The sequence below is a fragment of the Streptomyces catenulae genome (assembly GCF_000718015.1).
In the GTDB taxonomy this organism is placed as follows: Bacteria; Actinomycetota; Actinomycetes; order Streptomycetales; family Streptomycetaceae; genus Streptomyces; species Streptomyces catenulae.
In genome coordinates, this window is sequence record NZ_JODY01000023.1 from 60,619 (window position 1) to 86,651 (window position 26,033).

Consider the following 26,033-nt stretch of genomic DNA (forward strand, 5'->3'; position numbering starts at 1 on the left):
TGAGTGTCGGCGCCACCGGTACACTGGTACGTAATCCCGCCGGCTCGCGGGACACGTCGATCAAGACAGAACGACGCAGCCGCTCCCCTTCGACTCCGTGGGGTGTCCCCCACAGGCTGGGGAGGGCTCGTGCTGTGCCAGAAAGGGCGCTTCGTGGCCGACTCCGGCGACCTCAACGAGAACAACACGGCTTCCACCGACGAGGGGGTCCCGGCAGGCGCCGTGGACGACACCTCGGGCGAGAAGTCGTACGACGCCAGCGCGATCACCGTCCTGGAGGGCCTGGACGCGGTCCGCAAGCGACCCGGCATGTACATCGGCTCGACCGGCGAGCGTGGCCTGCACCACCTGGTGCAGGAGGTCGTCGACAACTCCGTCGACGAGGCGATGGCCGGGCACGCCGACACCATCGACGTCACGATCCTCGCCGACGGCGGGGTGCGCGTCGTCGACAACGGCCGTGGCATCCCGGTCGGCATCGTGCCGTCGGAGGGCAAGCCCGCCGTCGAGGTCGTGATGACCGTGCTGCACGCCGGTGGCAAGTTCGGCGGCGGCGGGTACGCGGTCTCCGGTGGTCTGCACGGTGTGGGTGTCTCCGTCGTGAACGCCCTGTCCCAGCGGGTCTCCGTCGAGGTCCGCACGGACGGTTACCGCTGGACCCAGGAGTACAAGCTCGGCGTGCCGACCGCCCCGCTGGCGCGGAACGAGGCGACCGACGAGACCGGCACCTCCGTCACCTTCTGGGCCGACGGCGACATCTTCGAGACCACGGTCTACAGCTTCGAGACGCTCTCGCGCCGCTTCCAGGAGATGGCGTTCCTCAACAAGGGCCTCTCGATTGCGCTGACCGACGAGCGCCCCGACCACGTGGACGAGGAGGGCAAGCCGCTCTCCGTCCGCTACCACTACGAGGGCGGCATCGTCGACTTCGTGAAGTACCTGAACTCCCGCAAGGGGGAGCTGGTGCATCCGACGGTCATCGACGTCGAGGCCGAGGACAAGGAGCGGCTCCTCTCGGCGGAGATCGCGATGCAGTGGAACACCCAGTACAGCGAGGGTGTCTACAGCTTCGCCAACACCATCCACACCCATGAGGGCGGCACCCACGAAGAGGGCTTCCGCGCGGCGCTGACGGGTCTGATCAACCGTTACGCCCGCGACAAGAAGCTGCTGCGCGAGAAGGACGACAACCTCACGGGTGAGGACATCCGCGAGGGTCTGACCGCGATCATCTCCGTCAAGCTCGGCGAGCCGCAGTTCGAGGGTCAGACGAAGACGAAGCTCGGCAACACCGAGGCGAAGACCTTCGTCCAGAAGGTCGTCCACGAGCACCTGACGGACTGGCTGGACCGCAACCCCAACGAGGCCGCGGACATCATCCGCAAGGGCATCCAGGCGGCCACCGCCCGCGTCGCGGCCCGTAAGGCGCGCGATCTGACCCGCCGCAAGGGGCTGCTGGAGACGGCGTCGCTGCCGGGCAAGCTCAGCGACTGCCAGTCGAACGACCCGACCAAGTGCGAGATCTTCATCGTCGAGGGTGACTCCGCCGGTGGCTCGGCCAAGTCCGGCCGTAACCCGGAGTACCAGGCGATCCTCCCGATCCGCGGCAAGATCCTCAACGTCGAGAAGGCCCGGGTCGACAAGATCCTCCAGAACAACGAGGTCCAGGCGCTGATCTCGGCGTTCGGCACCGGTGTGCACGAGGACTTCGACATCGAGAAGCTCCGCTACCACAAGATCATCTTGATGGCGGACGCCGACGTCGACGGTCAGCACATCAACACCCTGCTCCTCACCTTCCTCTTCCGCTTCATGCGGCCGCTGGTCGAGGCGGGTCACGTCTACCTCTCCCGCCCGCCGCTGTACAAGATCAAGTGGGGCCGGGACGACTTCGAGTACGCCTACTCCGACCCCGAGCGGGACGTGCTGATCGAGCGCGGCAAGCAGGCGGGCAAGCGCATCAAGGACGACTCCGTCCAGCGCTTCAAGGGTCTGGGTGAGATGAACGCCGAGGAGCTGCGCGTCACCACCATGGACGCCGACCACCGCGTGCTCGGCCAGGTCTCCCTGGACGACGCCGCCCGCGCCGACGATCTGTTCTCGGTGCTGATGGGCGAGGACGTCGAGGCGCGTCGCTCGTTCATCCAGCGCAACGCCAAGGACGTCCGCTTCCTCGACATCTGAGTCTGTCGGCCCCTCAACAGCCGCAGCGCGAAAGGACTTTGATCAACCATGGCCGACGAGACTCCCCCCGTCACCCCGGACGGCACCACCGCCGAGGGCGCACCCGCCGCCATCGAGGGCGTGGGTATGCGCGTAGAGCCGGTCGGGCTCGAGACGGAGATGCAGCGCTCCTACCTCGACTACGCGATGTCCGTCATCGTCTCGCGTGCGCTCCCCGACGTCCGCGACGGTCTCAAGCCGGTGCACCGCCGGGTGCTCTACGCGATGTACGACGGCGGGTACCGCCCCGAGAAGGGCTTCTACAAGTGCGCCCGCGTCGTCGGTGACGTCATGGGTACGTACCACCCGCACGGCGACTCCTCGATCTACGACGCGCTGGTCCGCCTGGCGCAGCCGTGGTCGATGCGGATGCCGCTGGTCGACTCCAACGGCAACTTCGGCTCCCCGGGCAACGACCCGGCGGCGGCCATGCGGTACACCGAGTGCAAGATGAAGCAGCTCTCCATGGAGATGCTGCGGGACATCGACGAGGAGACCGTCGATTTCCAGGACAACTACGACGGGCGTAACCAGGAGCCGACGGTCCTGCCGTCGCGCTTCCCGAACCTGCTGATCAACGGTTCGGCCGGTATCGCCGTCGGTATGGCCACCAACATCCCGCCGCACAACCTCCGCGAGGTCGCCGCCGGTGCCCAGTGGGCGCTGGAGAACCCCGAGGCGACGTCGGAGGAGCTGTTGGAGGCGCTCATCGAGCGCATCAAGGGCCCCGACTTCCCGACCGGCGCGCTGGTGGTGGGCCGTAAGGGCATCGAGGAGGCGTACCGCACCGGCCGTGGCTCGATCACGATGCGCGCGGTGGTGGCGGTCGAGGAGATCCAGAACCGCCAGTGCCTGGTCGTCACCGAGCTGCCCTACCAGGTCAACCCGGACAACCTCGCGCAGAAGATCGCCGACCTGGTCAAGGACGGCAAGATCGGCGGCATCGCGGACGTCCGTGACGAGACCTCGTCCCGTACGGGCCAGCGCCTGGTGATCGTCCTCAAGCGGGACGCGGTCGCCAAGGTCGTCCTCAACAACCTCTACAAGCACACCGACCTCCAGACCAACTTCGGCGCCAACATGCTGGCGCTGGTCGACGGGGTGCCGCGCACCCTCTCGCTGGACGCGTTCATCCGCCACTGGGTGACCCACCAGGTCGAGGTCATCGTCCGGCGGACCCGCTTCCGGCTGCGGAAGGCCGAGGAGCGGGCGCACATCCTGCGCGGTCTGCTCAAGGCGCTGGACGCGATCGACGAGGTCATCGCGCTGATCCGGCGCAGCGACACGGTCGATGTGGCGCGCGAGGGCCTGATGGGCCTGCTCTCCATCGACGAGATCCAGGCCAACGCGATCCTGGAGATGCAGCTGCGTCGGCTGGCCGCCCTGGAGCGCCAGAAGATCACCGCCGAGCACGACGAGCTCCAGCAGAAGATCAACGAGTACAAGGCGATCCTCGCCTCGCCGGAGAAGCAGCGGCAGATCATCAGCGAGGAACTGGCCGCGCTGGTCGAGAAGTTCGGCGACGACCGCCGCTCCAAGCTGGTGCCCTTCGAGGGCGACATGTCCATCGAGGACCTGATCGCCGAAGAGGACATCGTCGTCACCATCACGCGCGGCGGCTACGTCAAGCGCACCAAGACCGACGACTACCGCTCCCAGAAGCGCGGCGGCAAGGGCGTGCGCGGCACGAAGCTGAAGGAAGACGACATCGTCGACCACTTCTTCGTCTCGACCACCCACCACTGGCTGCTGTTCTTCACCAACAAGGGCCGCGTCTACCGCGCCAAGGCGTACGAACTCCCGGACGCCGGGCGGGACGCGCGCGGCCAGCACGTCGCCAACCTCCTGGCCTTCCAGCCGGACGAGCAGATCGCCCGCATCCTGGCGATCCGCGACTACGAGGCCGCGCCGTACCTGGTCCTCGCCACCAAGGCGGGCCTGGTGAAGAAGACCCCGCTGAAGGACTACGACTCGCCCCGCTCCGGCGGCGTCATCGCGATCAACCTCCGTGAGCTGGACAACGACGCCGACGGCACTTCCGACGAGCTGATCGGCGCCGAGCTGGTCTCCGGCGCGGACGATCTGCTGCTGATCAGCAAGAAGGCGCAGTCGATCCGCTTCACCGCCACGGACGAGGCGCTGCGCCCGATGGGCCGCGCCACCTCCGGTGTGAAGGGCATGAGCTTCCGCGAGGGCGACGAGCTGCTGTCGATGAACGTGGTGCGCGCGGGGACGTTCGTCTTCACCGCGACGGACGGCGGCTACGCCAAGCGCACCCCGGTCGACGAGTACCGCGTCCAGGGGCGCGGCGGTCTCGGCATCAAGGCGGCGAAGATCGTCGAGGACCGGGGTTCGCTGGTCGGCGCGCTGGTCGTCGAGGAGAGTGACGAGATTCTTGCGATCACCCTCGGCGGAGGCGTCATTCGTACGCGGGTCAACGAGGTCCGGGAGACCGGTCGTGACACGATGGGCGTCCAACTGATCAACCTGGGCAAGCGCGATGCCGTCGTGGGCATCGCACGGAACGCCGAGGCCGGGCGCGAAGCCGAAGAGGTCGACGGGGCCGACGAGCCTGACGGGACCGACGGGGCGACGGGTGCCGAGCCGGTGGCCGAGGGCGGGCAGCCCGCGGCGGAATAAGCACAAGGAGTAGGTCGTGAGTGGAGCCACGGGCGCTGCGGCGGGCGGACAGGGAGCCGGAAAGGGCACCTCGTCAGGACCCGCAACCGTGACGGAGAACAGCGCCCGTGGCTCCGGTATGTCCGGCAGCCCGCACCAGGGGGGAAGCGTGACCGACACCCGTCAGCCGTATCCGCAGCACCAGCAGCCGCAGCCCGAGGCGCAGCCGCCGCACAAGCCGTACGAGCCGCCGCGGGCGTACCCGGCGGACGGCGGCACCGGTTCGGTCCGGCTGCCGCGTACCGACGCCCGTACGGCGCCGCGCACCCGTAAGGCGCGGCTGCGGGTGGCGCGCACCGATCCGTGGTCGGTGATGAAGGTGAGCTTCCTGCTCTCCCTGGCGCTGGGCGTCTGCACCATCGTGGCCGTCTCCGTGCTGTGGATGGTGATGGACGCGATGGGCGTCTTCTCCACGGTCGGCACGGCGATCAGCGAGGCGAGCGGCTCCGCGGACGGCAAGGGCTTCGACCTCCAGTCGTTCCTGTCGCTGCCGCGGGTGCTGCTGTTCACCACCGTCATCGCGGTGATCGATGTGGTGCTGGCGACGGCGCTGGCGACCCTCGGTTCGTTCATCTACAACCTGTCGGCGGGCTTCGTCGGCGGCGTCGAGCTGACGCTCGCGGAGGACGAATGACCCGTCGGGGAGCGGGCCGTGCAGGCGGCCCGCTCCCCGATTTTGGGAACGCCTCTGAAGTGCGCTAATCTTCTGGTGCAGCGAACGAGCGGCTATAGCTCAGACGGTTAGAGCGCTTCCCTGATAAGGAAGAGGTCCCAGGTTCAAGTCCTGGTAGCCGCACCGCCCATCGGCCCGGCCGGAGATTTTCTCCGGCCGGGCCGATGTCGTTGTGCGGGTGCGTCAGTTGGTGTGGCGCGGGCGACTGTGGCCCGGTCGTCGCCCGGTGCGGAGGAGATAACCGATCGGTATCGGCCGGTGTGTATCATCGGCCCACATAGGTCCCCTACGTCAACGAAAGACGAGGTCGCGCGGTGAAGAAGCTTCTCCTGGTCGCACTGGCCGCCATCGGCGGGCTCCTCGTGTACCGCCAGATCCAGGCGGATCGCGCCGAGCAGGATCTGTGGACGGAGGCGACCGACTCCGTGCCCGCAGGTTCGGGTGTGTGAGACCAAACGCCCAGCACAGTTTGTACGGACCCCGGTTGCCGCTGGCTTCCGGGGTTTCGTGCGTCGGGAGGCGGGTGCGCACGGCCCCCGGGCGCGGACGCCGTGGTGCGGCCGTGGCTTCCCTCCCTTGCATTTGCCATAGCACATGATTGAGTTGCACCAGCAAAGCTACGTGGTGGGGTACCCGTACGGCGCGAGGGGGACGAGAGCATGGCACGACGGCTCCGACGGTGGCGGGCGGCGGCGCTGACCTGCGGACTGCTGCTGGCGGCGGGCGCGGCACCGGCACCGGCACAGGCCGCCCGTGCCGCCGCTCCGGCCGCGGGCGGCGGGACGGTGATGGTCCTCGACTCCTCCGCTTCGATGGCGAAGGACGCCGGCTCCGGCACCACCCGGATCGTCGCCGCCCGTAAGGCCGTCGGCGCCGTCGCCGACGCCCTGCCGGACGGCTACCCCACCGGCCTGCGGGTCTACGGCGCCGACAAGGCCGGTGGATGCGACGACACCCGGCTCGTACGGCCGGTCGCCCCGCTGGACCGCACCGGGCTCAAGCAGGCGGTCGCCGACGTCGAGCCCAAGGGGGACGCCCCGCTCGGCCGCTCGCTCCAGTCCGCCGCGGCCGATCTGCGGGCGCACGGCGGGAGTTCCGGCAGCCGGACGATCCTGCTGGTCTCGGACGGCGAGGACAGCTGCCGTACGCCCTCGCCCTGCGCGGTCGCCGCCGAGCTGGGCCGGTCCGACGGGAATCTGCGGATCGACACCGTCGGCTTCCAGGTCGCCGGGGCCGCCCGGCAACAACTGGAGTGCGTCGCCAAGGCCGGGAACGGGCGGTACTACGACGCCCCGGACGCCGGTTCGCTCGCCCGGCAGGTCCAGCGGGCCGGGCAACTCTCCGCCGACGGCTACCGCTTGAAGGGCGAGCGGGTGCGCGGCGAGCCCGCCCGGGACACCGCACCGCGGATCACACCCGGTCAGTACACCGACACCATCGGCCCGAACGAGAAGCGGTACTACGCCGTCGACCTGGACGGCTCCGCCACCGCCGACCTCTCGGCGACCGTGGCGCCCCGGCCCGGCTCCGCCGTCGACACCTCCGATGCGCTGCACACCGAGATCGCGTACGGCGCGGACGGGGTCTGCGACTCCGCGACGGAGCGGTTCGGGCAGCGTGAGGGCGCCACCACGCTCGCCTCCGGGCTCAGCCGGGTGCCGTCCGAGAGCGGCTACCGCAGCTGCGACAAGGCCGGGCGGTACTGGTTCGCGGTCGAGCGCAAGGCGGCGCCCGGTTCGGACGCCGCGCGGTGGCCGCTGGAGCTGACGTTTCACGTGGAACATCCGCTGCAGAAGGGCGTCACGCCCGCACAGTCGGCGCCGGAGTACGGCACCGGCGGCAAGGACGCGACGCTGCCCGCGAGCGCCCCGCAGGACGTCCACGGCGGCACCGGCTTCAACGACGCCCGGACGTTGAAGCAGGGCGTCTGGCGCGACCGGCTGCTGCCCGCACAGACCCTCTGGTACAAGGTGCCGGTCGGCTGGGGCCAGCAACTCCGCTACGACGTGCAGTTCGCCAACGAGCCGACGGTCAACGGCCGCGGCGTCCACTACTCCTACGCCGCCACCCAGGTCTACACACCGGACCGGGTGCCGGTGGGCACCGGCACCGGCGAGTTCACCCCGCGCAAGCTGTACGCCGGGAAGCCGACGTCGCTGCAGATGGGGACGGTGCCGGTGGCCTGGAGCAACCGCTACGAGTCCGGCACCCATGTCGTCCCGGTGCACCGCGCGGGCCACTTCTACCTCGCGGTGACGCTGGGCGCCGAGGCGGCCGAGATCGCCCGGAACCCGGAGATCGGGGTGGTGCTGCGGGTCGCCGTACTGGGCACCGCGAAGTCCGGCCCGGGGGCGGACGCGGGCCGGGCCACCCACACCGCGTCCGGCGACTCCGCGCCCGAGGACGACAACGCCGACGGCTCCGGCGGCGGTTGGAAGCCGGGCCCGGTGGTGGCCGGATGCTCCCTCGGCGTGGGTGTGCTGCTGCTGGCCTGGCTCGCGGCGGCCTATTTCCGCGCACGCCGGGGCCCCGTGGCGGACGGCGCCGGGCCGGTGGATCCGCGGACCTCGGGACAGCCGGTGCCGTCGGCAATTCCGGGGCAGGAACAGCAGGCACAGCGGCAGCAGGAGAACGCGGCGAAGGGGGAGCCATGGTGACGGGGTGTGCGGTACGGAGAGGTGCCGCTGCGTTGGCGGCGCTCTCGGCGGTGGCCTGGGCGCCGGGCGCGGTGGGCACGGCGTCCGCCGCCGACGGCACCGCGGACCTCACGAAGGTGCCCCGCTACACCACGGCGCCGGACGCCACCGCGGTCAAGGGCCGGGCCAGTGCCGCCGACGCCCCGGAGATCGGCAAGGGCACGTACACCGACTCCATCGAACGGGGGGAGCAGAAGTACTACACCGTCCCCCTGGACGCCCGGTCGACCGCGTACTTCTCCGTGGTCGCCGCCCCGCCGCCGGGCACCAAGGTCGAGGACCACACCGACCGGCTCAAGATCAGCGTCCAGGACGTCGACGGCACCATCTGCGACCGTGAGGCCGATCCGGCGTTCCGCGGGGACGGCACGGCCTACCCCATCGCCGACTACGCCATCCGCAGCGTCGACGGCGCCAACGCGCAGTGCCGGAACGCCGGGGCGTACTACCTCGTCATCACCCGGGAGGGCTCGGCGACGTCCGGACCGCAGGCGTGGCCCATCGAGATCACCCACCTCGCCGAACCGGGCCTCAAGGGCACCGCGCCGACCACCCCGGCTGACGGCGGCCCGTCCGCCACGCCCCCGCCGCCCGCCTCCGGCACCAAGCGCACGGCGCGCGGCGGCTCCGGTTTCCACAGTGCGGGCGCCGTGGGCACGGGCCTGTGGAAGGACCGCATCCGGCCCGGCGAGTCCCGCTTCTACCGGGTGCCGGTCGACTGGGGCCAGCGCCTCAACCTCAGCGCGGAGCTGCCCAACGCGGCCGACGGCACCGCCGAGGCCCTCTCCAAGGCGCTCGGGGTCACCGCGTACAACCCGGCGCGCGGTGTGATCGACGACGACACCTTCGTCCGCTACGACGGGCGGCCCGCCGCCGCCAAGCTCTTCACCGCGCCGGTGGCGTACGGCAACCGCTTCGCCGTCTCCGACGACATCCGCGCCATGCGGGTGGCCGGGTGGTACTACCTGGAGGTCACCCTCCACCCCGACGCCGCACGGTTCTTCCCGCGGGGCGCGGACCTCACGCTGCGGGTGGACGTCCGCGGCACGGCGCGGCCCGGGCCGGGGTACGCCGGGCCCGCCGGGGACTTCTCGGTGACGCCCGGCGACCACGAGACGGCGGAGAAGGGGCTCGCCGGGGAGGAGCCGGGCGGCGGGCGGCTGCGGACGCTGGGCTACGCCGGGATCGCCACCGGCGCGGTGCTGCTGGCCGCCCTCGGGACCTGGACGCTGCTGGCCCGCCGGACGGCCGCGGTCACGGCCCCCGTCCCCGCGCTGTCGCCGCAGGCGCACGCCGCGGAGCCCACCCGCTCCGGCCCGCGCGCCCCGGGCACGCCGCCGGGGCGGCGGTAGCGGTCAGGAGGCGGTGAGCGCCCAGATGCCGAAGGCGATGCAGAGCAGCGCGACGACGAGCACCGGGACCGCCACCTTGGCCGGTGGCCCGGGACGCCGCGCCGCCGCGGGCGCGGTCCGCTCCGGGACGCCGGACGGCACCGGTGGCGCGGCGGCGGGCGGCTGCGGCGAGGTGTAGGGCCGGGTCGCCGGAGGTTGCTGCCAGGAGCCCGCGGTCGGCCGGTACGTGCCCGAGGGCGGCGTGCCCGGCGGGGCCGCGGGGGCCGGGACGTGCGGGGCGGCCACCGGGACCGGCGGGGTGGCGGGCGGCAGCGGGATCTGCTGCGGCAGCGACTGCCCGGGCGGGGCGAGCACGAAGCTCCCGGTGTCGGACGCGGAGAGCGGCGCGCCGCCCGGCGCCCCGGCCGCGCCGCCGTCGCGCGGTGCGGTGAGCGGCCCGTCCGGCCCGAACCCCTCGGGCAGCGGACCTATGTGGTCGAAGACCTCGACCGCCTCGTCGTCGAGCCCCGCCTCGGGCAGCAGCTCCACGGCGGCCAGCAGCGCCTTCCGCGCCCCGGTGGCGGTACGGAACCGGGAGTCCGGGTCGGGGTGCAGCAGCGTCGCCAGCACCTGCCACAGCGGCTCCGGGACACCCTCGGGCGCGTGCGGGACGCCGTGCTCGGTGAAGTGCCGCACCAGGGCGTCGGCGTCCGGTTTGGTGCCGGTGATCAGATACAGCGCGACCAGGCCGACCGCGAACAGGTCGGCGGGGAAGTCCGGTTCGGCGCCGAGCATCTGCTCGGGCGCGAAGTACCCGGGCGTGCCGACCACGTAGTTGGTCTCGGTGAGCCGCGGCTCGCCCTTGCGCATGGCGATGCCGAAGTCGGAGAGGCGCAGATGCGGACGGCCGGTGCCGGTCGCCTCCAGCAGGATGTTCGCCGGTTTGATGTCGCGGTGCACCACGCCCTCGTCGTGCACCGCGGTCAGTCCGGCGAGCAGCTGGTCGAGCAGGGTGCAGACGTACCGCGGGGGCAGCGGGCCGTAGTCGCCGATGAGGTGGGCGAGCGAGCCGCCGTGCACCAGATCCATGGTGAACAGGACCTTGGCGTCGTCGGCGGCCCAGCTCGCCGGGGCGAGAACGTGCGGATGGTCGATCCGCAGCGCCTGTTCGCGGACGAACCGGAGCAGGGTGTGCGCATCGCTCTGCTGGAGCACCTTGGCGGCGACGTAGCGGCGCCGCCGGTGGTCCCAGGCACGCCAGACGGCGCCCACACCCCCGCGCCCGACCGGGTCGACCAGCTCGTACCGCCCGGCGAAGATCTCACCCATGGTGCCCCGTCGCTTTCTGACCTGTACGTACCCCGCGGTGACCGGCCCGCCGGACGGCTAGCTCTGGTGCGCCTCGTAGTGCGCGACCGCGTCCCCGGTACGGCCGGCACCGTAGACCCGGAGGAACTCTGCCAGCTCCGGGTGGGTGGCGGCGAGGGCGTTCGCCGCCTCGATGATCTCTCCCGCGTCCGAAACAGACCGGAGCAGCGACTGGATCTCGCGCACCACGCGCCGCACGGTGGTCGAGCCGGTCGACGAGACGGTCTGCGCGGTGTTGCTCAGCACCGAACCCCCGGCGGTCTTCTTGATCTCGTCCATCCGGTCGGTGGCCTCGGCGGCACTGACGCTGCCGTCGGCGACCTGACCGGCCAACTCCTGGAGCGCCTGGACCCGTTGGACCACGGCGGGGTTGCCTATCTTCGCCCGCTGACCGCTCATCAGCTGCGACAACATCGGCGCCGACAGACCGAGCACCCCCGCGAGTCGGGCCTGGTTGAGTCCCAGATCGTCGATGAGGCGGCGGAAGAGGGCGCCGAGCGGTTCCCCGTACCAATTCCGCTGCAGCTCCCGGGCCCGCGCGGTGGCTTCCTGCTGTGCTGCGTCCATGCCGTCTCCCCATCTCCCCGGTCGCGCTTCGCTGCCGCGAATCTTGCGAAGCATCCTACGGAGAGCGACGGTGCCGGGCGATACCCGGTCGGGAAAGCGCTCCTGCACCAGGTACCCTGGTCGGCGACGGGGCCTTAGCTCAGTTGGTAGAGCGCTGTCTTTGCATGGCAGATGTCAGGGGTTCGACTCCCCTAGGCTCCACCCCGTAAAACCCCTCCGAACTGCGGAAACGTAGATCGGAGGGGTTTTCTCATGGGCGCCCGGGGGGCCTGGTGCGCACCGCCGGTGGCGGTGGCCGGGGACCGCGTTCCACCGCCTGATCCCCACCGTTCCCCCACGGTTTCTGTACCTTTGGCCCATGCTTTTGGCCGCCTCTCCCACGGGCGGCGACCTTCTCGAACCCCGTACGGGAGGAACCGAGTTGACCGAGCAGGCAGTGGCGGAAGTACGTGAGACCTTCGACGCCGGAGCCGAGTTCGACCGGCAACTGGCGCAGCTGATCACGCTGGGGTACCCGGAGTCGGCCGGGCAGGACGCGGACGGATTCCGGGCGCGGGTGGCGCCGCTGCGGGAGCGGGCCGTGGCCGAGGCGTCCGCGGGGCCCGGGCCGGAGGGCGGCCGGGTGCCGTTCGTGCTGGTCGTACCGCGTGCGCTGGTGCCCGTCGAGGCGGCGATGGCGCGTACCACGCTGTCCGGCGGCCGTGAGCCCGGCTTCGTCGACGGCTCCTTCGAGCCCGGTGCGCTGGAGCGGTTCGTCTCCACCGCGCGGACCGGCGCCCCCGAGCAGGCGGTCTATCTGCTGTACGACGTCGAGCGGGGTGAGGAGTTCTGCGGCGCCGTGCCCCGCGACGCCCTGGAGACCCTCGAAGAGCGCGGCCGTACGCCGCTCACCGTCGAGGAGGGCGTCGCGCTCCTGACCCAGCATCCGCAGTTGCTGGTCAAGAACAAGTGCTTCTCCCTCGGCGGCTCGCGCTCCGGCGACCGCCGGGTGCCCGCGCTGTGGATCAGTCGGCGGGCGCCGAAACTGGGCTGGTGCTGGGAGGGCAACCCGCACACCTGGCTCGGCATGGCCTCCGCGGGCGCCCGCCGGACGGCCGGGTAGCTGCGGCCGTTTCACGTGAAACCTGCGCGGACCGGGCCGGGCGCCGCGGTGTGTTTCACGTGAAACGTGGTGGCCGACCCGGGGTGTGAAGGCGCGATGTTTCCCGTGAAACCACGCGGCCCCGGACGTTCGCGTGGCGTCTGCCCGGCGGCCGGTACGCGACGGTGCCCGCCACCCGGCAGGGGTGACGGGCACCGGCCGGTCCGGAGGCACGGCCGGGGTGCCGGGCCGGGCCCGTGCCGCTCCCGGCCGAGGAGCCGTGCCGTCGCGGCGGGCCGAGCGGGGGCGCGCGTCAGGCCGAGGCCCCGCCCGGGCCGTCGCCGCGCTCCGTGCCCTCGTCCTCGTCGTCGGTCCGGGCCGTGGCGCCGCTGCCGTCGACGGAGCTGAGCCGACCGCGTTCGTTCACCTCGGTGGGGGCGGGCGGCTCCACCAGCCAGTCCGGGTTGGCCTGCTTGTCCCACCACTTCCAGGCGGCGACGGCGCCCCCGGCCAGCAGCCCCACCACCAGCAGCCGCTTGGCGGCCTTCCCGGCCCGGGCCCGGCAGCGGTTCTTCCGCGCCAGCTTCTCGATCTCGGCGGCGCTCACCTCGCCGCGCAGCGCCGCGAGCGCCGCGGTGCCACGGGCGAACGCCTCGTCGCGGACGGGCTCGGCGGCCGCGCGGGCGGAGTGCACGGCGCTCTCCACCCGGGGCCCGGCGTAGTCCGCGGCCTGCCGGGCCGCACAGCGGGTGCGGTGGGCGGCGCGGCACGCCGCCGCGTCCACCTTCGGCGGCAGCGCGCCCCGGGCGTGCTCGATGCGCGGCACCAGATGGGTGTCGTAGTGGGCGCGGGCCTGCTGCGCGGCCTCCGACACCACGGGGGCCATCCGGGTGCGGGCCTGCTGCGCGGCCTCCGCCATCTTCGGCGCCACACGCGTCCGCGCCTCCTGGGCGAACTGCATCGCGGTGTCCCTGGCCGTACCGGCGTACGGAGCCACCACCTCAGCGGCGTGCCGCACGCTGTCCCTGGCCGAACCGGTCGCGGCGCGCACGCTGTCCTTGCGGGTCACTGGATCCTCCTCCTCGGTGGCGTGTCCGGGTCCGTGGGGGCTGCTCCCCCAGCTCTGCTGTCTCGCCTGTCCACCCGGTTGACGATCATGCCTGTTCGTCCGCCGTACGGCATGTACGCGCGGGCATCCGGGTCATGGCGGGAGCGTCGGTGACGGGGGTGTGCGCGTGCCCGCCGTCGGGGCCGTCCGCGCCGGGGCGGGGCGCGGCACGGGCCGCGCCCCGCGGCGGTCCGTGCGAGGATCGGAGCCCGATCAGCGAAGACTCATGGAAGGCAGATCCGTGGCTGAGCAGCTCTACGCCACCCTGAAGACCAACCAGGGCGACATCACCCTTCGGCTGCTGCCGAACCACGCCCCCAAGACGGTGAAGAACTTCGTCCAGCTCGCCGAGGGCGAGCGGGAGTGGACCAACCCGGCGACCGGCCAGAAGTCCACGGACAAGCTCTACGACGGCACCGTCTTCCACCGCGTGATCAGCGGCTTCATGATCCAGGGCGGCGACCCGCTCGGCAACGGCACCGGCGGCCCGGGGTACGAGTTCGCCGACGAGTTCCACCCCGACCTGGCCTTCACCAAGCCGTACCTGCTCGCCATGGCCAACGCCGGTCCGGGCACCAACGGCTCGCAGTTCTTCATCACCGTCGCGCCGACCGCCTGGCTGACCGGCAAGCACACCATCTTCGGTGAGGTCGCCGACGAGGCGGGCAAGAAGGTCGTGGACGCGATCGCCGCCGCCCAGACCAACCCGCGCACCGACCGCCCGGTGCAGGACGTCGTCATCGAGTCGGTCGTCATCGAGAACCGCGAAGGCTGACCAGGGCGCCGCCGCGCCCGCCGTCCCCGGGAACCTTGCGCCCCGTCCGGTCGTAGACCAGGCGGGGCGCCCCACGTGCTGGCCCGGTGGCGGGCGGGTGTGTTGTGATGACGCGTCCAGCCGCAGAGAGGACGACCGAGCGATGGACCAGGTGCCAGGCACCCCGCAGGAGCCGCAGGGTGCGGGCGGCGCGAGCGGCCTGCCGGGCTGCTACCGCCATCCCGACCGTGCGACGGGCGTCACCTGCACCCGCTGCGAGCGGCCGATCTGCCCCGAGTGCATGGTCAGCGCCTCGGTCGGCTTCCAGTGCCCGGAGTGCGTACGCAGCGGCAGCGGCACGGGCCACTCGGCGCACGCCACCACCCCGCGCACCCTCGCGGGCGGTGCCGTCGCCTCCGACCCCAAGCTGGTCACCAAGATCCTGCTGGGCCTCAACGTCGCCGTCTTCATCGCGGTCTACGCCTCCAGCGGGCTCGTCGGACGCCTCGACATGATCGGCCTGGCCTTCGACCCGCAGCACTACCAGCTCGTCGGGGTCGCCGAGGGGCAGTGGTACCGCCTGATCACCGCGGTCTTCCTGCACCAGGAGATCCCGCACATCGCGTTCAACATGCTCTCCCTGTGGTGGCTGGGCCCGCCCCTGGAAGCCGCACTCGGCCGACTGCGCTACACCGTGCTCTATCTGCTCGCCGGGTTGGGCGGCAGCGCGCTGTCGTATCTGCTCGCCGCGCAGAACCAGCCCTCGCTCGGTGCCTCCGGCGCGATCTTCGGTCTGCTGGGCGCCACCGCGGTGCTGCTGCGGCGGCTCAACTACGACATGAAGCCCGTGCTGATCCTGCTGGGCCTCAACCTCGTCTTCACCTTCCTGTGGCCGAATATCGCCTGGCAGGCGCATGTCGGCGGCCTGGTGGTGGGCGCGGCGGTGGCGTACGGCATGGTCCATGCGCCGCGCCAGCGCCGGACGCTGGTGCACACCCTGACGTGTGTCGCCGCACTGTTGGTGATCATCGCCGTGGTCGTGCTGCGCACGTTCCAGCTGACCGGTTGAGGGCCCGCGCGGGCCTGGGGGTAACGGCTCCGCGCGCGGCTGTTCCACGGTGTTGTCCACAGTGGGTGGCGGATCTTGTGCACCCTGTGGGGAACGCCCGTCCCGGATCGTACGAACCTGCGTTTCCCCAGTACGTAAGGGGGAAGCAGGTCACCGGGACGGGCGTGGCCGGTCACACCGGCGTCAACATCCCGAGAGGTTATCCACAGATCTTCTGAAGTTTTCCCCGGCTGTGGATAACTGTGTGGATGGCCTTGGGCAGGGCTTGTGTCACTTCCACTGCGTGGAGACGCCGAAGCCCACCGCGATGAAGCCGAATCCGCACACGATGTTCCAGTCGCCCATCGCCTTGACCGGCAGATCGGCCTCGGAGACGTAGTACAGCACGATCCAGGCGAGCCCGATCAGGAACATCGCCAGCATCACCGGGGCGACCCAGCCACGGCCGGAATTCATCTTCAGGCTGGTGGTCTTCGCCGGCGGCGGCGTGAAGTCGTCCTTCTTGCGGATCCGTGACTTCGGCACGAGGAACTCTCCTGTCGATGCGCTGCTCTCCCGCTCTCGACTCCTCTCGAGCGGGAGGTGCCCCCGTCCGCGCGGGCGTACGGGCGGGAGCCGGACGGATGCGCCGGGGAGCGGTTCGGCGCCCCGGGGCGTCCGTTAGCGTAGTGCTTCCGCGGCGTCGTAAGGAGCAAGGGTACGTTGAGCACTTCAGCTGACTCCTCCGGCCGCCCGGCCCGCCCGCGGCTGCGACCCGTGCGTCTGCTCACACTCACCGTCTTCGCGCTCGCGGGCCTGATGTTCTGGCTCAGCTTCGACACCGCACGCGGCACCGATCTGCGCTCCGACGACTCCATGCTCCGCCTTTCCGACCTCATCCAGCAACGGAGCCAGAAGAACGGCGCCCACGACGAACGCAACGCGGCACTCCGCGGGGACGTCGAGGCCCTCGCCCGGCGCGACAACGGCACCTCGCGCGCGGAGCAGACCAGGCTCAGAGCGCTGGAGGAGCGGGCGGGCACCGAGAAGCTGAAGGGTGAGGGCCTCTCGGTCACCCTCACCGACGCCCCGCCGAACGCCACCGCCAAGATCCCCGGCATCCCCGAACCGCAGCCCAACGACCTCGTCATCCACCAGCAGGACCTCCAAGCCGTGGTGAACGCGTTGTGGCGGGGCGGCGCCAAGGGCATCGAGGTCATGGACCAGCGGCTGATCTCCACCAGCGCGGTGCGCTGCGTCGGCAACACCCTGATCCTCCAGGGCCGCGTCTACTCCCCGCCCTACAAGATCACCGCCGTCGGTGACCGAGACGCCCTCAACCGCGCGCTGACCGAGGCGCCCGCGATCCAGAACTACCTCCAGTACGTCAACGCCTACGGGCTCGGCTGGAAAGTCGACCAGCGCGAGGCGGTGACTCTGCCCGGCTACTCCGGCACAGTGGAGCTCCACTACGCACAGCCGGTGCGGCCCTAGGGGCGCCTTCCCAGGGCCCGTGCGCCGGTGACGGCGACGGGAAGGGGCACGGCCGGTGACGGTGCGGTGGATCGTCCGGACACTCAGCGAGCTGTGCGTCACCACCGGCACGCTCATCGTGCTCTTCGTCTGCTACCTCCTCTTCTGGACCGGCGTACGCGCCGACAACGCCATGGACCAGGAGATCGGCCGCCTCCAGGAACGCTGGTCGGCCGCCGCGCCCGCACCCGGCGCGGCCCGCCCCGGACCGTCCACCGCCCCGGCGCCGTCCGGCGGCCCCCGCCCGTACGGGAGCGGCGCGGCGTTCGCCGTCATGTACATCCCCCGCCTCGGCGCCGACTGGTCCAAGCCGGTCCTCGAAGGCACCGGCACCGACGTGCTGCGGCGCGGCCTCGGGCACTACGCGGCCACCGCGCGCCTCGGTGCGGTCGGCAACTTCTCCGTCGCGGGGCACCGGCGCACGTACGGCGACCCGTTCAAGGACTTCCCGCTGCTGCGGCCCGGCGACGCGGTGGTGGTCTCCGACGGCACCACTTGGTTCACCTACCGCATCGACCGGCGGCCCTACCGCACACTGCCCGACGACATCGGCGTGATCGACCCCGTGCCCCGCGCCTCCGGCTACCGCGGACCCGGCCGCTATCTGACCCTGACCACCTGTGAGCCGGAGTGGGGACACAGCCACCGGCTCATCACCTGGGCACATCTGGACGCGACGCAGCCGGTCGTGGCGGGAAGGCCCCCGGCTTTGTCCGGCTGACCCACCCGGGCCCCTCCCCGCCCCGTAGTCTGGTGGGGCAATCGACACCGTTCATCGGCGAGTAGGGACAGCATGTACGGCTGGATCTGGCGGCATTTGCCGGGCAACACAGGGGTGAAGGCGCTGATTTCACTGGTGCTGGTGCTGGCGGTCGTCTTCGTGCTTTTCCAGTACGTCTTTCCGTGGGCGGAGCCGCTGCTCCCCTTCAATGACGTCACGGTCGATCAAGGGATGGCAGCCGTCCGATGAGTGCCCGCATTCTCGTCGTCGACAACTACGACAGCTTCGTCTTCAACCTCGTGCAGTACCTCTACCAACTCGGCGCCGAGTGCGAGGTGCTGCGCAACGACGAGGTCACCCCCGCCCATGCGCAGGACGGCTTCGACGGGGTGCTGCTGTCGCCCGGTCCGGGCGCGCCGGAAGAGGCCGGGGTCTGCATCGACATGGTCCGGCACTGCGCGGACACCGGCGTCCCGGTCTTCGGCGTCTGCCTGGGCATGCAGTCCATGGCCGTCGCCTACGGCGGCGTGGTCGGCCGCGCCCCCGAGCTGCTGCACGGCAAGACCTCGCTGGTCTCGCACGCGGGCGAGGGCGTCTTCAGCGGCCTGCCCTCGCCGTTCACGGCCACCCGCTACCACTCGCTCGCCGTCCAGGAGGGCACGGTGCCGGACGAGTTGACCGTCACCGCCTGGACCGACAACGGCATCGCGATGGGGCTGCGCCACCGTGAACTGCCCGTGGAGGGCGTCCAGTTCCACCCCGAGTCGGTGCTCACCGAGTGGGGCCACCGGATGCTCGCCAACTGGCTCGTCGACTGCGGTGACGCGGGAGCGGTGGAGCGCTCGACGGGGCTCGCCCCGGTGGTCGGCAAGGCCGGCGCGTGACCGCCACACGCCCCGAGCGTGACGGCACCCCCCACGATCCGTACGGCGGGGACGCGGCGTTCGAGGCGGCGGTGGGACAACTCAACGACCCGCTGATGGACCCGCTGCCGAAACCGGGCGGCCCGCCCGGCGGTGCGGACACCTCGCCCGATGAGGAGCCGCGCCCCACCGGCCCGGCGACCACCGGCGCCCCCGCACCCGGCGGCCCCGGCCCCCGGCTCACCGGCTCACCGGCGCCCGGCCACAACTCCCCGTGGTTCCGCCCGCGCCCGGCGACGGAGGAGGCACCGGCGGACGCCGCACCGCCCGCCCCTGCCCCCGCCACCGGATTCGGGCCCGAGACGCCAGCGGGCCGCCGCGCCGCCGCGGGCCCGGGCCAGGTCCCGGCGTTCGGCCCCGCGGGCGTCCGCCCCCAGGACCGGAGACCGCCCGCGCCCCCCGTACCGTCACCGGCCGCCGGACCGGTGGCCGACGACGAGACCATGGCGCTGCGCCAGGCGGAACGGACGGGGACCCCGGGCGGCGGCAGCTTCGACGGCGACGCCGTTTCACGTGAAACAGCGTCGGACCCGGCCTCGGTTTCACGTGAAACCGACGGGGATTCCGCCGAGGCTGTTTCACGTGAAACAGCGGACGCCCCGACCCCCGGCGGACGCGCCGCCCGCCGAAAGGCGGCCCAGCAGGCGGCGAAGCGCGGCGGTCGCCGCGGCAGACGTGGCGGCGCCGCGGCCACGAGCGCCCCGCCGACACCGCCGCCCGCGCCCACCTCCCGGCTGGAGGCCCGCCGCGCCGCCCGCGCCGCGAAGGAGAGCCTGAGCCTCATCGCCAGCCGCGCCATCGGCGAAGCGTTCATCACCCTCGGCGTGGTCATGCTGCTCTTCGTCACCTACCAGCTGTGGTGGACCAACGTCCTGGCCCATCAGGAGGCGGGCGGCGCCACCAGCACCCTGCAGCACCAGTGGCAGGAGGGCCACGGCGAGAAGAAGTCGCTGGTCCCGGGCGAGCGCTTCGCCATCATGTACATCCCGAAGCTGGACGTGAAGGCGCCGATCGCCGAGGGCATCGACAAGCACTCGGTGCTGGACCGGGGCATGGTCGGGCACTACGACAAGAGCAGCGGGATCAACACGGCGATGCCCTGGGACAAGAAGGGCAACTTCGCGGTGGCCGCCCACCGCAACACCCACGGCGAGCCGTTCCGCTACATCAACAAGCTCAACCCGGGCGACAAGGTCGTCGTGGAGACGCAGAGTACGTACTACACGTACGAGATGGAGAGCATCCTCCCGCAGACCAGCCCGCAGAACGTCAGCGTCATCCAACCGGTGCCGCGGGGGTCCGGTTTCAAGGCGCCGGGCCGCTACATCACGCTCACGACCTGCACCCCGGAATTCACCAGTACCTACCGGATGATCGTCTGGGGCAAGATGGTCGCGGCGCAGCCGCGGAGCAAGGGCGAACCGGATGCGCTCACGGGCTGACCGAAGGTAAGAGGGGTACTACGCGGTGACTGCCACGGGCCATGACGAGGACATCGAACGGTCCGCGCCGCCGAACCGACCACCACGCCGGATGCGCCGCTCCGTCGCCGCCGTGATCAGCGTGATCGGCGAACTGCTGATCACCGCCGGGCTGATCCTCGGCCTGTTCGTCGTGTACTCGCTGTGGTGGACCAACGTCCTCGCCGACCGCGCCGCCGACAAGCAGGGCGACGAGGTGCGCCGCCACTGGGCCGCACCCACGCCCAAGGGGCCGGGGAAGCTGGACACCAAGGACGGCATCGGCTTCCTGCACGTCCCGGCGATGAAGAACGGCGAGGTGCTGGTCAAGAAGGGCACCGGCGCCGAGATCCTCAACGAGGGCGTGGCCGGTTACTACACCAAGCCGATCGCGTCCGGGCTGCCGCAGGACAAGAAGGGCAACTTCACCCTCGCCGCCCACCGCGACGGCCACGGCGCGAAGTTCCACAACATCGACAAGCTCCACGAGGGCGACCCGATCGTCTTCGAGACCAAGGACACCTGGTACGTCTACAAGGTCTACGCGGTGCTCGACCAGACCTCGAAGTACAACGTCGACGTCCTCGACCGGGTCCCCAAGGAGTCCGGGAAGCAGCAGGCGGGCCGCTACATCACGCTGACGACCTGCACCCCGGTCTACACCTCGAACTACCGCTACATCGTCTGGGGCGAGCTGGAACGCACCGAGAAGGTCGACGCGGACCGCACCCCGCCGGAAGAACTGCGCTGACCCGGCGGGCCCCGCACGCGGACGGACGGCCCCACCGCACACGACAGAGCCCCGGCCCCCTCCAGAAGGGGGCCGGGGCTCACGTCATGGACGGACCGCCGGTGGATCAGCCGAACGGCCAGCCGCCGCCGTCGTCCCCGTGGTCACCGCCGCCACCGCCGATGGTGGTCAGCGTCACCGTCGTGGAGGCGGGGTCGGACGGGGTGTCGGCCCCCGGGTCCTGCTGCATGACCCGGGCGTTGTCGTCCTGGTTGCTGCCGTCCGCGAACTGGATGTTGGTGAATCCGGCGTCCTGCAGCATCTTCTTCGCGTCCTTCACCTTCTGACCGACCACACCGGGCACCGGCTTCTGCGCCGCCGCCTTGCCGACGGTCAGCGTGACCGTGGTGTTGACGTCGACCTCCGTCTGGCCCGCCGGATCCATGGCGGTGACCTTGCCGACCTGCGCCGGGTCGGACACCTCCTGCTCCTGCTTGGTGACCTGGAGCTGGAGATCCTTCAGCTGCTTCTCCGCCGCGGCGAAGTCGTTGCCCATGACATCGGGAACCTTCACCTTCGGGTTGGCCTTGGCGATCGTCAGCGTGATCGTGGTGTTCTTCGGCTTGCTGGCGCCCGGCTTCGGGTCCTGGTCGAGAACGGTGCCCGGGTCCTCGTCGGCGGCCTTCTGCGTGAGCTGGATGTTCTCGAAGCCCTTGGCCTTCAGCTCCGACCGCGCCTCGCTCTCGCTGAAGCCGCGCACGTTGGGGACCTGCACCTGCTTGGGGCCGCTGCACATCGTGACGTTGACCGTGCCGCCCTCGTCGATGGCGGCGCCCTCAGCCGGTTCCTGCTTGGTGATCTGGCCCTTGTCGACGTTCTCGCAGGCTTCGCTGCCGCTCTTGACGATCTTCAGATCGCCGTTGTTCCGGGCGGACTCCCTCGCCTGCGCCAGGGTGCTGCCGACGACGTTGGGCGCCGTCACCCCGCCCCCGGACGCCTTGCCGCTGAACATCGCCTTGCCGATGAAGATCGCACCGACCAGGACGAGGACACCGGCGACGGCCAGCAGAACCGTCGAGGTGTGGTTCTTCTTCGACGGACCGGAGGCACCGGCGCGACGGCCCGAGGGCCGCTCGTCGTAGCCGTAGCCACCGTCGTCGGGGTTCATCGGCGGCAGCATCGCGGTCTGCGCGCCCGGGTCCTGCGGCCGCAGCATCGTCGTGGGCTGGTCCTGGTCGAAACCGCCCGCGCCCATTGCCGAGGCGGCCGCGACCGGCTGGCCGTCCAGCGCCGCCTCGATGTCGGCGCGCATCTCGTCGGCCGACTGGTAGCGGTAGTCCGGATCCTTGGTCAGCGCCTTGAGGACGATGGCGTCCATCTCCGGCGTGATCTCGGGATCGAAGTTGCTGGGCTTCTGCGGCTCCTCGCGCACATGCTGGTACGCCACCGCGACCGGCGAGTCACCGATGAACGGCGGCCGGACGGTGAGCAGCTCGTAGAGGAGGCAGCCGGTGGAGTAGAGGTCGGAGCGGGCGTCGACCTGCTCGCCCTTGGCCTGCTCCGGGGAGAGGTACTGCGCCGTGCCGATGACCGCGGCGGTCTGCGTCATGGTCATCCCGGCGTCGCCCATCGCGCGGGCGATGCCGAAGTCCATGACCTTGACCTGGCCGGTGCGGTTGAGCATGACGTTGGCGGGCTTGATGTCACGGTGGACGATGCCGGCGCGGTGCGAGTACTCCAGCGCCTGGAGCACCCCGATGGTCATCTCCAGGGACCGCTCGGGCAGCAGCTTCCGCCCGGAGTGCAGCAGCTCCCGCAGCGTGGAACCGTCGACGTACTCCATGACGATGTACGGGATCGAGACACCGTCGACGTAGTCCTCGCCGGTGTCGTAGACCGCGACGATGGACGGGTGGTTCAGCGAGGCGGCCGACTGGGCCTCACGGCGGAACCGGGCCTGGAAGGACGGGTCGCGGGCGAGGTCCACCCGCAGCGTCTTCACCGCCACGGTGCGACCCAGGCGGCTGTCGTGGGCGAGGTACACCTCGGCCATGCCACCGCGGCCGAGCACCGAGCCCAGCTCGTACCGGCCGCCGAGGCGACGCGGCTCATCCATAAGCTTCTCCAGCCCTCTCCGTCAGTCCCGACCGCACCCGTGTGTGGTCCGGCGGTGTGCTGTCCGGGCATACCGTACCCGGCGCGTCACGCCGGTCCGGGCCGTAACCGCAACCTGATATCTGACCGGTACGGCCTTGCCCAGGAGTCACTTCTTGTCGCTGAGCACCGCTTCCATCACGCTCTTCGCGATCGGGGCGGCGAGCTTGCCACCCGCGATGTCACCGCGGAGTGTGTCGGACCCCTCAATGACGACGGCGACGGCGACCGGGGTGCCCTTGTCGGTCTTCGCGTAGGAGATGAACCACGCGTACGGGTTGTCCTTGTTGCCCTCACCGTGCTGCGCGGTACCGGTCTTGCCACCGACCGTCACGCCCGGGATCTGCGCGGAGGTGCCCGTACCGTTCTTGACGACGGTCTCCATCATGTCCTGGAGCTTCTGGGCGTTCTCCGGCTTGAGCGGCTGGCTCATCTCCTTGGGCGTGTGCTGCTCCACGACGTTGAGGTTGGGCGCGACCAGCTTGTCGACCATGTACGGCTGCATCAGCTTGCCGCCGTTGGCGATGGCCGCGGTGATCATGGCCATCTGGATCGGGGTGGCGCGGTTCGACGCCTGGCCGATGCCCGCCTGGGCGTTCTGCGGGCGGTTGTCCTCGGGGTAGATGCTCTCGGCGGCACGGACCGGGGTGTCGACCTTCGGGTTGTTGAACCCGAACTTCTCCGCCTCGGCCATCATCTTCTTGTTGCCGAGGTCGGCGCTGATCTTGCCGAAGACGGTGTTGCAGGACCAGCGCAGCGCCTCGCGGAGGCTGGCGTTCTTGCAGGGGATGTTGCCCTCGTTCGGCAGCGGGACGTGGTTGGTGTCCGGCAGGTACCAGGGCAGCGGCGAGTCCGTCGGGGCGTCGATGTCGGTGTAGAGACCGTTCTCCAGCGCCGCCGCCGCGGTGACGACCTTGAAGGTGGAGCCGGGCGGGTACGTCTGGCGCAGCGCGCGGTTCAGCGTCGGGTCGTCCGGGTCGTTCTTCTTCTGCAGCGCGTTGTACGCCTCGGAGTCCTTGTCGCTCATCCCGGCGAAGGTGGAGGGGTCGTACGACGGGGCGGTGGCCAGCGCGAGGATCGCGCCGGTCTCCGGGTTGAGCGCGGCGACCGCGCCCTTCTTGTTGCCCAGCCCCTCGAAGGCGGCCTTCTGCGCCTTGGCGTTGAGGGTGGTGACGACGTCACCACCCTCCTGCTTGCGGCCGGTCAGCATGTCGACGGTGCGGCTGAAGAAGAGCCGGTCGTCGGTGCCGGTCAGGATCTTGTCGTACAGCTTCTCCAGCTGGTTGGCGTCGAACGCCTGCGAGGCGTAGCCCGTGACCGGCGCCCACATCTTGCCGTTCTTGTACGTCCGCTTGTACTTGTAGTCGCCGACGCCGGTCGTCGTGGAGTCGGTGACCGGCTGGTCGCCGACGATGATGTCGCCGCGCGGGATGCTGTACCGCTCGATGGCGACACGGCGGTTGTTGGAGTCGTTCTTCAACTCGTCGGCCTGGACGAACTGCACCCAGTTGACGCGGACGAGCAGAGCGAGGACGAGCAGGCCGCAGAAGATCGCGACCCGGCGCAGGGGCTTGTTCACGGGCGGACCACCTGGGTCATCTCGGCATCGGTGGAGGGGGCGGGGGCCGGTGCGGGCCGCCGGGCGGTGTCGCTGATCCGCAGCAGGATCCCGACCAGCGCCCAGTTGGCGATGACGGACGAGCCACCCTGGGCGAGGAACGGCATCGTCATACCGGTCAGCGGGATCAGACCCGTCACACCACCGGCGACGACGAAGACCTGTAGCGCGAAGGCGCCGGACAGGCCGATGGCCAGCAGCTTGCCGAACGGGTCGCGGGCGGCGAGCGCGGTACGGATGCCCCGCTCGATGAGCAGGCCGTACAGCAGCAGGACGGCCATCAGACCGGCCAGCCCGGTCTCCTCACCGACGGTGGCGAGGATGTAGTCGCTCTTCGGCGCGATGCCGCCGATCAGCCGGGAGTAGCCCTGGCCGAGACCGGAGCCGAGGATGCCGCCGGAGCCGAAGGAGTACATCGCCTGCGCGGTCTCGGTGACACCGCCGTCGAGCAGCTCCAGCGGGTTGAGCCAGTTGTGGACACGGACCTGCACGTGCGACTCGAAGGTGGCCACCGCGACGGCGCCACCGGCGCTCAGCAGCAGACCGAAGACGATCCAGCTGGTGCGCTCGGTCGCGACGTACAGCATGATCACGAAGAGGCCGAAGAAGAGCAGCGAGGTACCGAGGTCGGTCTCGAAGACCAGGATCATCAGGCTCAGCGCCCAGATGACGAGGATCGGACCGAGGTCACGGCCGCGCGGCAGGTACAGCCCCATGAAACGGCGGCTGGCCAGCGCCAGCGCGTCCCGCTTCACCATCAGGTACCCGGCGAAGAACACCGCGATGATGATCTTCGCGAACTCACCGGGCTGCAGCGAACCGACGCCCGGCAGCGTGATCCAGATCCGCGCGCCGTAGCGGGGAGGGAAGAAGATCGGCGCGATCAGCAGCGCCAGCGCGAGCACCATCGAGATGTAGGTGTAGCGCTGCAGGACACGGTGGTCCTTGAGCAGGATCAGCACACCGAGGAAGAGGGCGACACCCAGCGTCGACCACATCAGCTGGCCGGGCGCCATCGGCCCGCCCAGATTCGTGGTGGTGATCTTCGGCTCCTGGTCGAGCCGCCAGATGAAGACCAGCCCGAGACCGTTGAGAAGGGTGGCGATCGGCAGCATCAGCGGGTCGGCGTACGGCGCCCACTTACGGACGACGAGGTGCGCGACGCCCGCCAGCAGCGCCAGCCCGAGGGCGTAGCCGAAGACCCCGGCGGGGATCTCCTGCTTCTTGGCGAGCCCGACGTTGATGTACGCGAAGACCGGGATGATCACTGCGAAGACGAGCAGCGCCAGCTCGGTGTTGCGGCGGCTCGGGGCTCCGATGGTGCCGATCGTGGTGGTGTTGGTGGTACTGCTCATACGTGTACGGC

General features: G+C 70.7%; 22 protein-coding genes and 2 tRNA genes. 17 read left to right on the top strand and 7 right to left on the bottom strand.

Features of this window, described 5'->3' with window-relative positions:
- Positions 1-129: 129 nt before the first annotated feature.
- The 7 genes from gyrB (at position 130) to IF23_RS0120425 (ending at position 9,623) form a co-directional block, all read left to right on the top strand.
- The gene (gene gyrB, locus IF23_RS0120395) at positions 130-2,184 is read left to right on the top strand and encodes a DNA topoisomerase (ATP-hydrolyzing) subunit B (RefSeq protein ID WP_030285687.1); all 2,055 of its coding nucleotides are present in this window, start codon (positions 130-132) and stop codon (positions 2,182-2,184) included.
- Positions 2,185-2,232: 48 nt separating this feature from the next.
- Positions 2,233-4,863: a DNA gyrase subunit A gene (gyrA, locus tag IF23_RS0120400; protein WP_030285689.1), complete on the top strand. Its 2,631-nt coding sequence runs from the start codon at positions 2,233-2,235 to the stop codon at positions 4,861-4,863.
- A gap of 16 nt (positions 4,864-4,879) precedes the next feature.
- Positions 4,880-5,536 (top strand): DUF3566 domain-containing protein, encoded by a 657-nt coding sequence (locus tag IF23_RS0120405; RefSeq protein WP_030285690.1) that lies wholly within the window; start codon positions 4,880-4,882, stop codon positions 5,534-5,536.
- Between the two features lie 88 nt (positions 5,537-5,624).
- Positions 5,625-5,698: transfer RNA gene (locus tag IF23_RS0120410), tRNA-Ile, on the top strand.
- A 191-nt stretch (positions 5,699-5,889) separates the two neighbouring features.
- Complete coding sequence (locus IF23_RS32875) at positions 5,890-6,024, top strand: DLW-39 family protein (protein WP_003958712.1); 135 nt, start codon at positions 5,890-5,892, stop codon at positions 6,022-6,024.
- A 210-nt stretch (positions 6,025-6,234) separates the two neighbouring features.
- Positions 6,235-8,232, top strand: a complete 1,998-nt coding sequence (locus IF23_RS0120420; RefSeq protein WP_078654119.1) for a vWA domain-containing protein — start codon at positions 6,235-6,237, stop codon at positions 8,230-8,232.
- A gap of 32 nt (positions 8,233-8,264) precedes the next feature.
- A complete protein-coding gene (locus tag IF23_RS0120425; RefSeq protein ID WP_051739741.1) occupies positions 8,265-9,623 on the top strand; it encodes a hypothetical protein in 1,359 nt (452 codons plus the stop codon).
- Positions 9,624-9,626: 3 nt separating this feature from the next.
- Here the strand turns inward: IF23_RS0120425 and IF23_RS0120430 are convergent, their stop codons facing one another.
- Positions 9,627-10,931 (bottom strand): serine/threonine-protein kinase, encoded by a 1,305-nt coding sequence (locus IF23_RS0120430; RefSeq protein ID WP_030285696.1) that lies wholly within the window; start codon positions 10,929-10,931, stop codon positions 9,627-9,629.
- A gap of 57 nt (positions 10,932-10,988) precedes the next feature.
- On the bottom strand, positions 10,989-11,537 hold the full coding sequence (locus IF23_RS0120435) for a helix-turn-helix domain-containing protein (protein WP_030285698.1): 549 nt from the start codon (positions 11,535-11,537) through the stop codon (positions 10,989-10,991).
- Between the two features lie 128 nt (positions 11,538-11,665).
- Between IF23_RS0120435 and IF23_RS0120440 the strand changes: the two genes are divergently transcribed.
- Together IF23_RS0120440 and IF23_RS0120445 are read left to right on the top strand one after the other, a co-directional pair.
- Positions 11,666-11,738 (top strand) — tRNA-Ala (locus tag IF23_RS0120440).
- Positions 11,739-11,958: 220 nt separating this feature from the next.
- Positions 11,959-12,639, top strand: a complete 681-nt coding sequence (locus IF23_RS0120445) for a DUF5701 family protein (protein ID WP_245655040.1) — start codon at positions 11,959-11,961, stop codon at positions 12,637-12,639.
- 292 nt (positions 12,640-12,931) lie between these two features.
- Here IF23_RS0120445 and IF23_RS0120450 read toward each other — a convergent pair whose 3' ends face one another.
- Complete coding sequence (locus IF23_RS0120450) at positions 12,932-13,687, bottom strand: DUF5324 family protein (RefSeq protein ID WP_157848045.1); 756 nt, start codon at positions 13,685-13,687, stop codon at positions 12,932-12,934.
- A 280-nt stretch (positions 13,688-13,967) separates the two neighbouring features.
- Between IF23_RS0120450 and IF23_RS0120455 the strand changes: the two genes are divergently transcribed.
- Both IF23_RS0120455 and IF23_RS0120460 read left to right on the top strand, forming a co-directional pair.
- Complete coding sequence (locus IF23_RS0120455; protein ID WP_030285703.1) at positions 13,968-14,501, top strand: peptidylprolyl isomerase; 534 nt, start codon at positions 13,968-13,970, stop codon at positions 14,499-14,501.
- 142 nt (positions 14,502-14,643) lie between these two features.
- Entirely contained in the window at positions 14,644-15,549 is a 906-nt protein-coding gene (locus tag IF23_RS0120460; RefSeq protein ID WP_030285705.1) for a rhomboid family intramembrane serine protease, read from the top strand.
- 270 nt (positions 15,550-15,819) lie between these two features.
- Here the strand turns inward: IF23_RS0120460 and crgA are convergent, their stop codons facing one another.
- Positions 15,820-16,074, bottom strand: a complete 255-nt coding sequence (crgA, locus tag IF23_RS0120465) for a cell division protein CrgA (protein WP_030285707.1) — start codon at positions 16,072-16,074, stop codon at positions 15,820-15,822.
- Between the two features lie 177 nt (positions 16,075-16,251).
- Here crgA and IF23_RS0120470 point away from each other — a divergent pair, with 177 nt between their 5' ends.
- The 6 genes from IF23_RS0120470 (at position 16,252) to IF23_RS0120495 (ending at position 20,916) form a co-directional block, all read left to right on the top strand.
- Positions 16,252-17,022 carry a DUF881 domain-containing protein gene (locus tag IF23_RS0120470; RefSeq protein ID WP_030285709.1) on the top strand — a complete coding sequence of 257 codons (771 nt, stop codon included), beginning with the start codon at positions 16,252-16,254 and terminating at the stop codon, positions 17,020-17,022.
- A gap of 55 nt (positions 17,023-17,077) precedes the next feature.
- Positions 17,078-17,782: a class E sortase gene (locus IF23_RS0120475; RefSeq protein ID WP_030285710.1), complete on the top strand. Its 705-nt coding sequence runs from the start codon at positions 17,078-17,080 to the stop codon at positions 17,780-17,782.
- 72 nt (positions 17,783-17,854) lie between these two features.
- Complete coding sequence (locus IF23_RS34495) at positions 17,855-18,031, top strand: hypothetical protein (protein WP_030285712.1); 177 nt, start codon at positions 17,855-17,857, stop codon at positions 18,029-18,031.
- Positions 18,028-18,666 (top strand): aminodeoxychorismate/anthranilate synthase component II, encoded by a 639-nt coding sequence (locus tag IF23_RS0120485; protein WP_030285714.1) that lies wholly within the window; start codon positions 18,028-18,030, stop codon positions 18,664-18,666. The genes IF23_RS34495 and IF23_RS0120485 overlap by 4 nt, the downstream gene beginning before the upstream one ends.
- Positions 18,663-20,147, top strand: a complete 1,485-nt coding sequence (locus IF23_RS0120490) for a class E sortase (protein ID WP_030285716.1) — start codon at positions 18,663-18,665, stop codon at positions 20,145-20,147. The genes IF23_RS0120485 and IF23_RS0120490 overlap by 4 nt, the downstream gene beginning before the upstream one ends.
- Before the next feature lie 25 nt (positions 20,148-20,172).
- Positions 20,173-20,916 carry a class E sortase gene (locus tag IF23_RS0120495; RefSeq protein WP_030285717.1) on the top strand — a complete coding sequence of 248 codons (744 nt, stop codon included), beginning with the start codon at positions 20,173-20,175 and terminating at the stop codon, positions 20,914-20,916.
- Positions 20,917-21,022: 106 nt separating this feature from the next.
- Here the strand turns inward: IF23_RS0120495 and pknB are convergent, their stop codons facing one another.
- The 3 genes from pknB to IF23_RS0120510 all read right to left on the bottom strand — a co-directional run bounded on the left by pknB (position 21,023) and on the right by IF23_RS0120510 (position 26,022).
- Entirely contained in the window at positions 21,023-23,011 is a 1,989-nt protein-coding gene (pknB, locus tag IF23_RS0120500) for a Stk1 family PASTA domain-containing Ser/Thr kinase (RefSeq protein WP_030285719.1), read from the bottom strand.
- 147 nt (positions 23,012-23,158) lie between these two features.
- Positions 23,159-24,628 (bottom strand): peptidoglycan D,D-transpeptidase FtsI family protein, encoded by a 1,470-nt coding sequence (locus tag IF23_RS0120505; protein WP_030285721.1) that lies wholly within the window; start codon positions 24,626-24,628, stop codon positions 23,159-23,161.
- Positions 24,625-26,022 carry an FtsW/RodA/SpoVE family cell cycle protein gene (locus IF23_RS0120510; protein ID WP_030285723.1) on the bottom strand — a complete coding sequence of 466 codons (1,398 nt, stop codon included), beginning with the start codon at positions 26,020-26,022 and terminating at the stop codon, positions 24,625-24,627. Before IF23_RS0120510 ends, IF23_RS0120505 begins: the two co-directional genes overlap by 4 nt.
- Positions 26,023-26,033 lie beyond the last annotated feature (11 nt).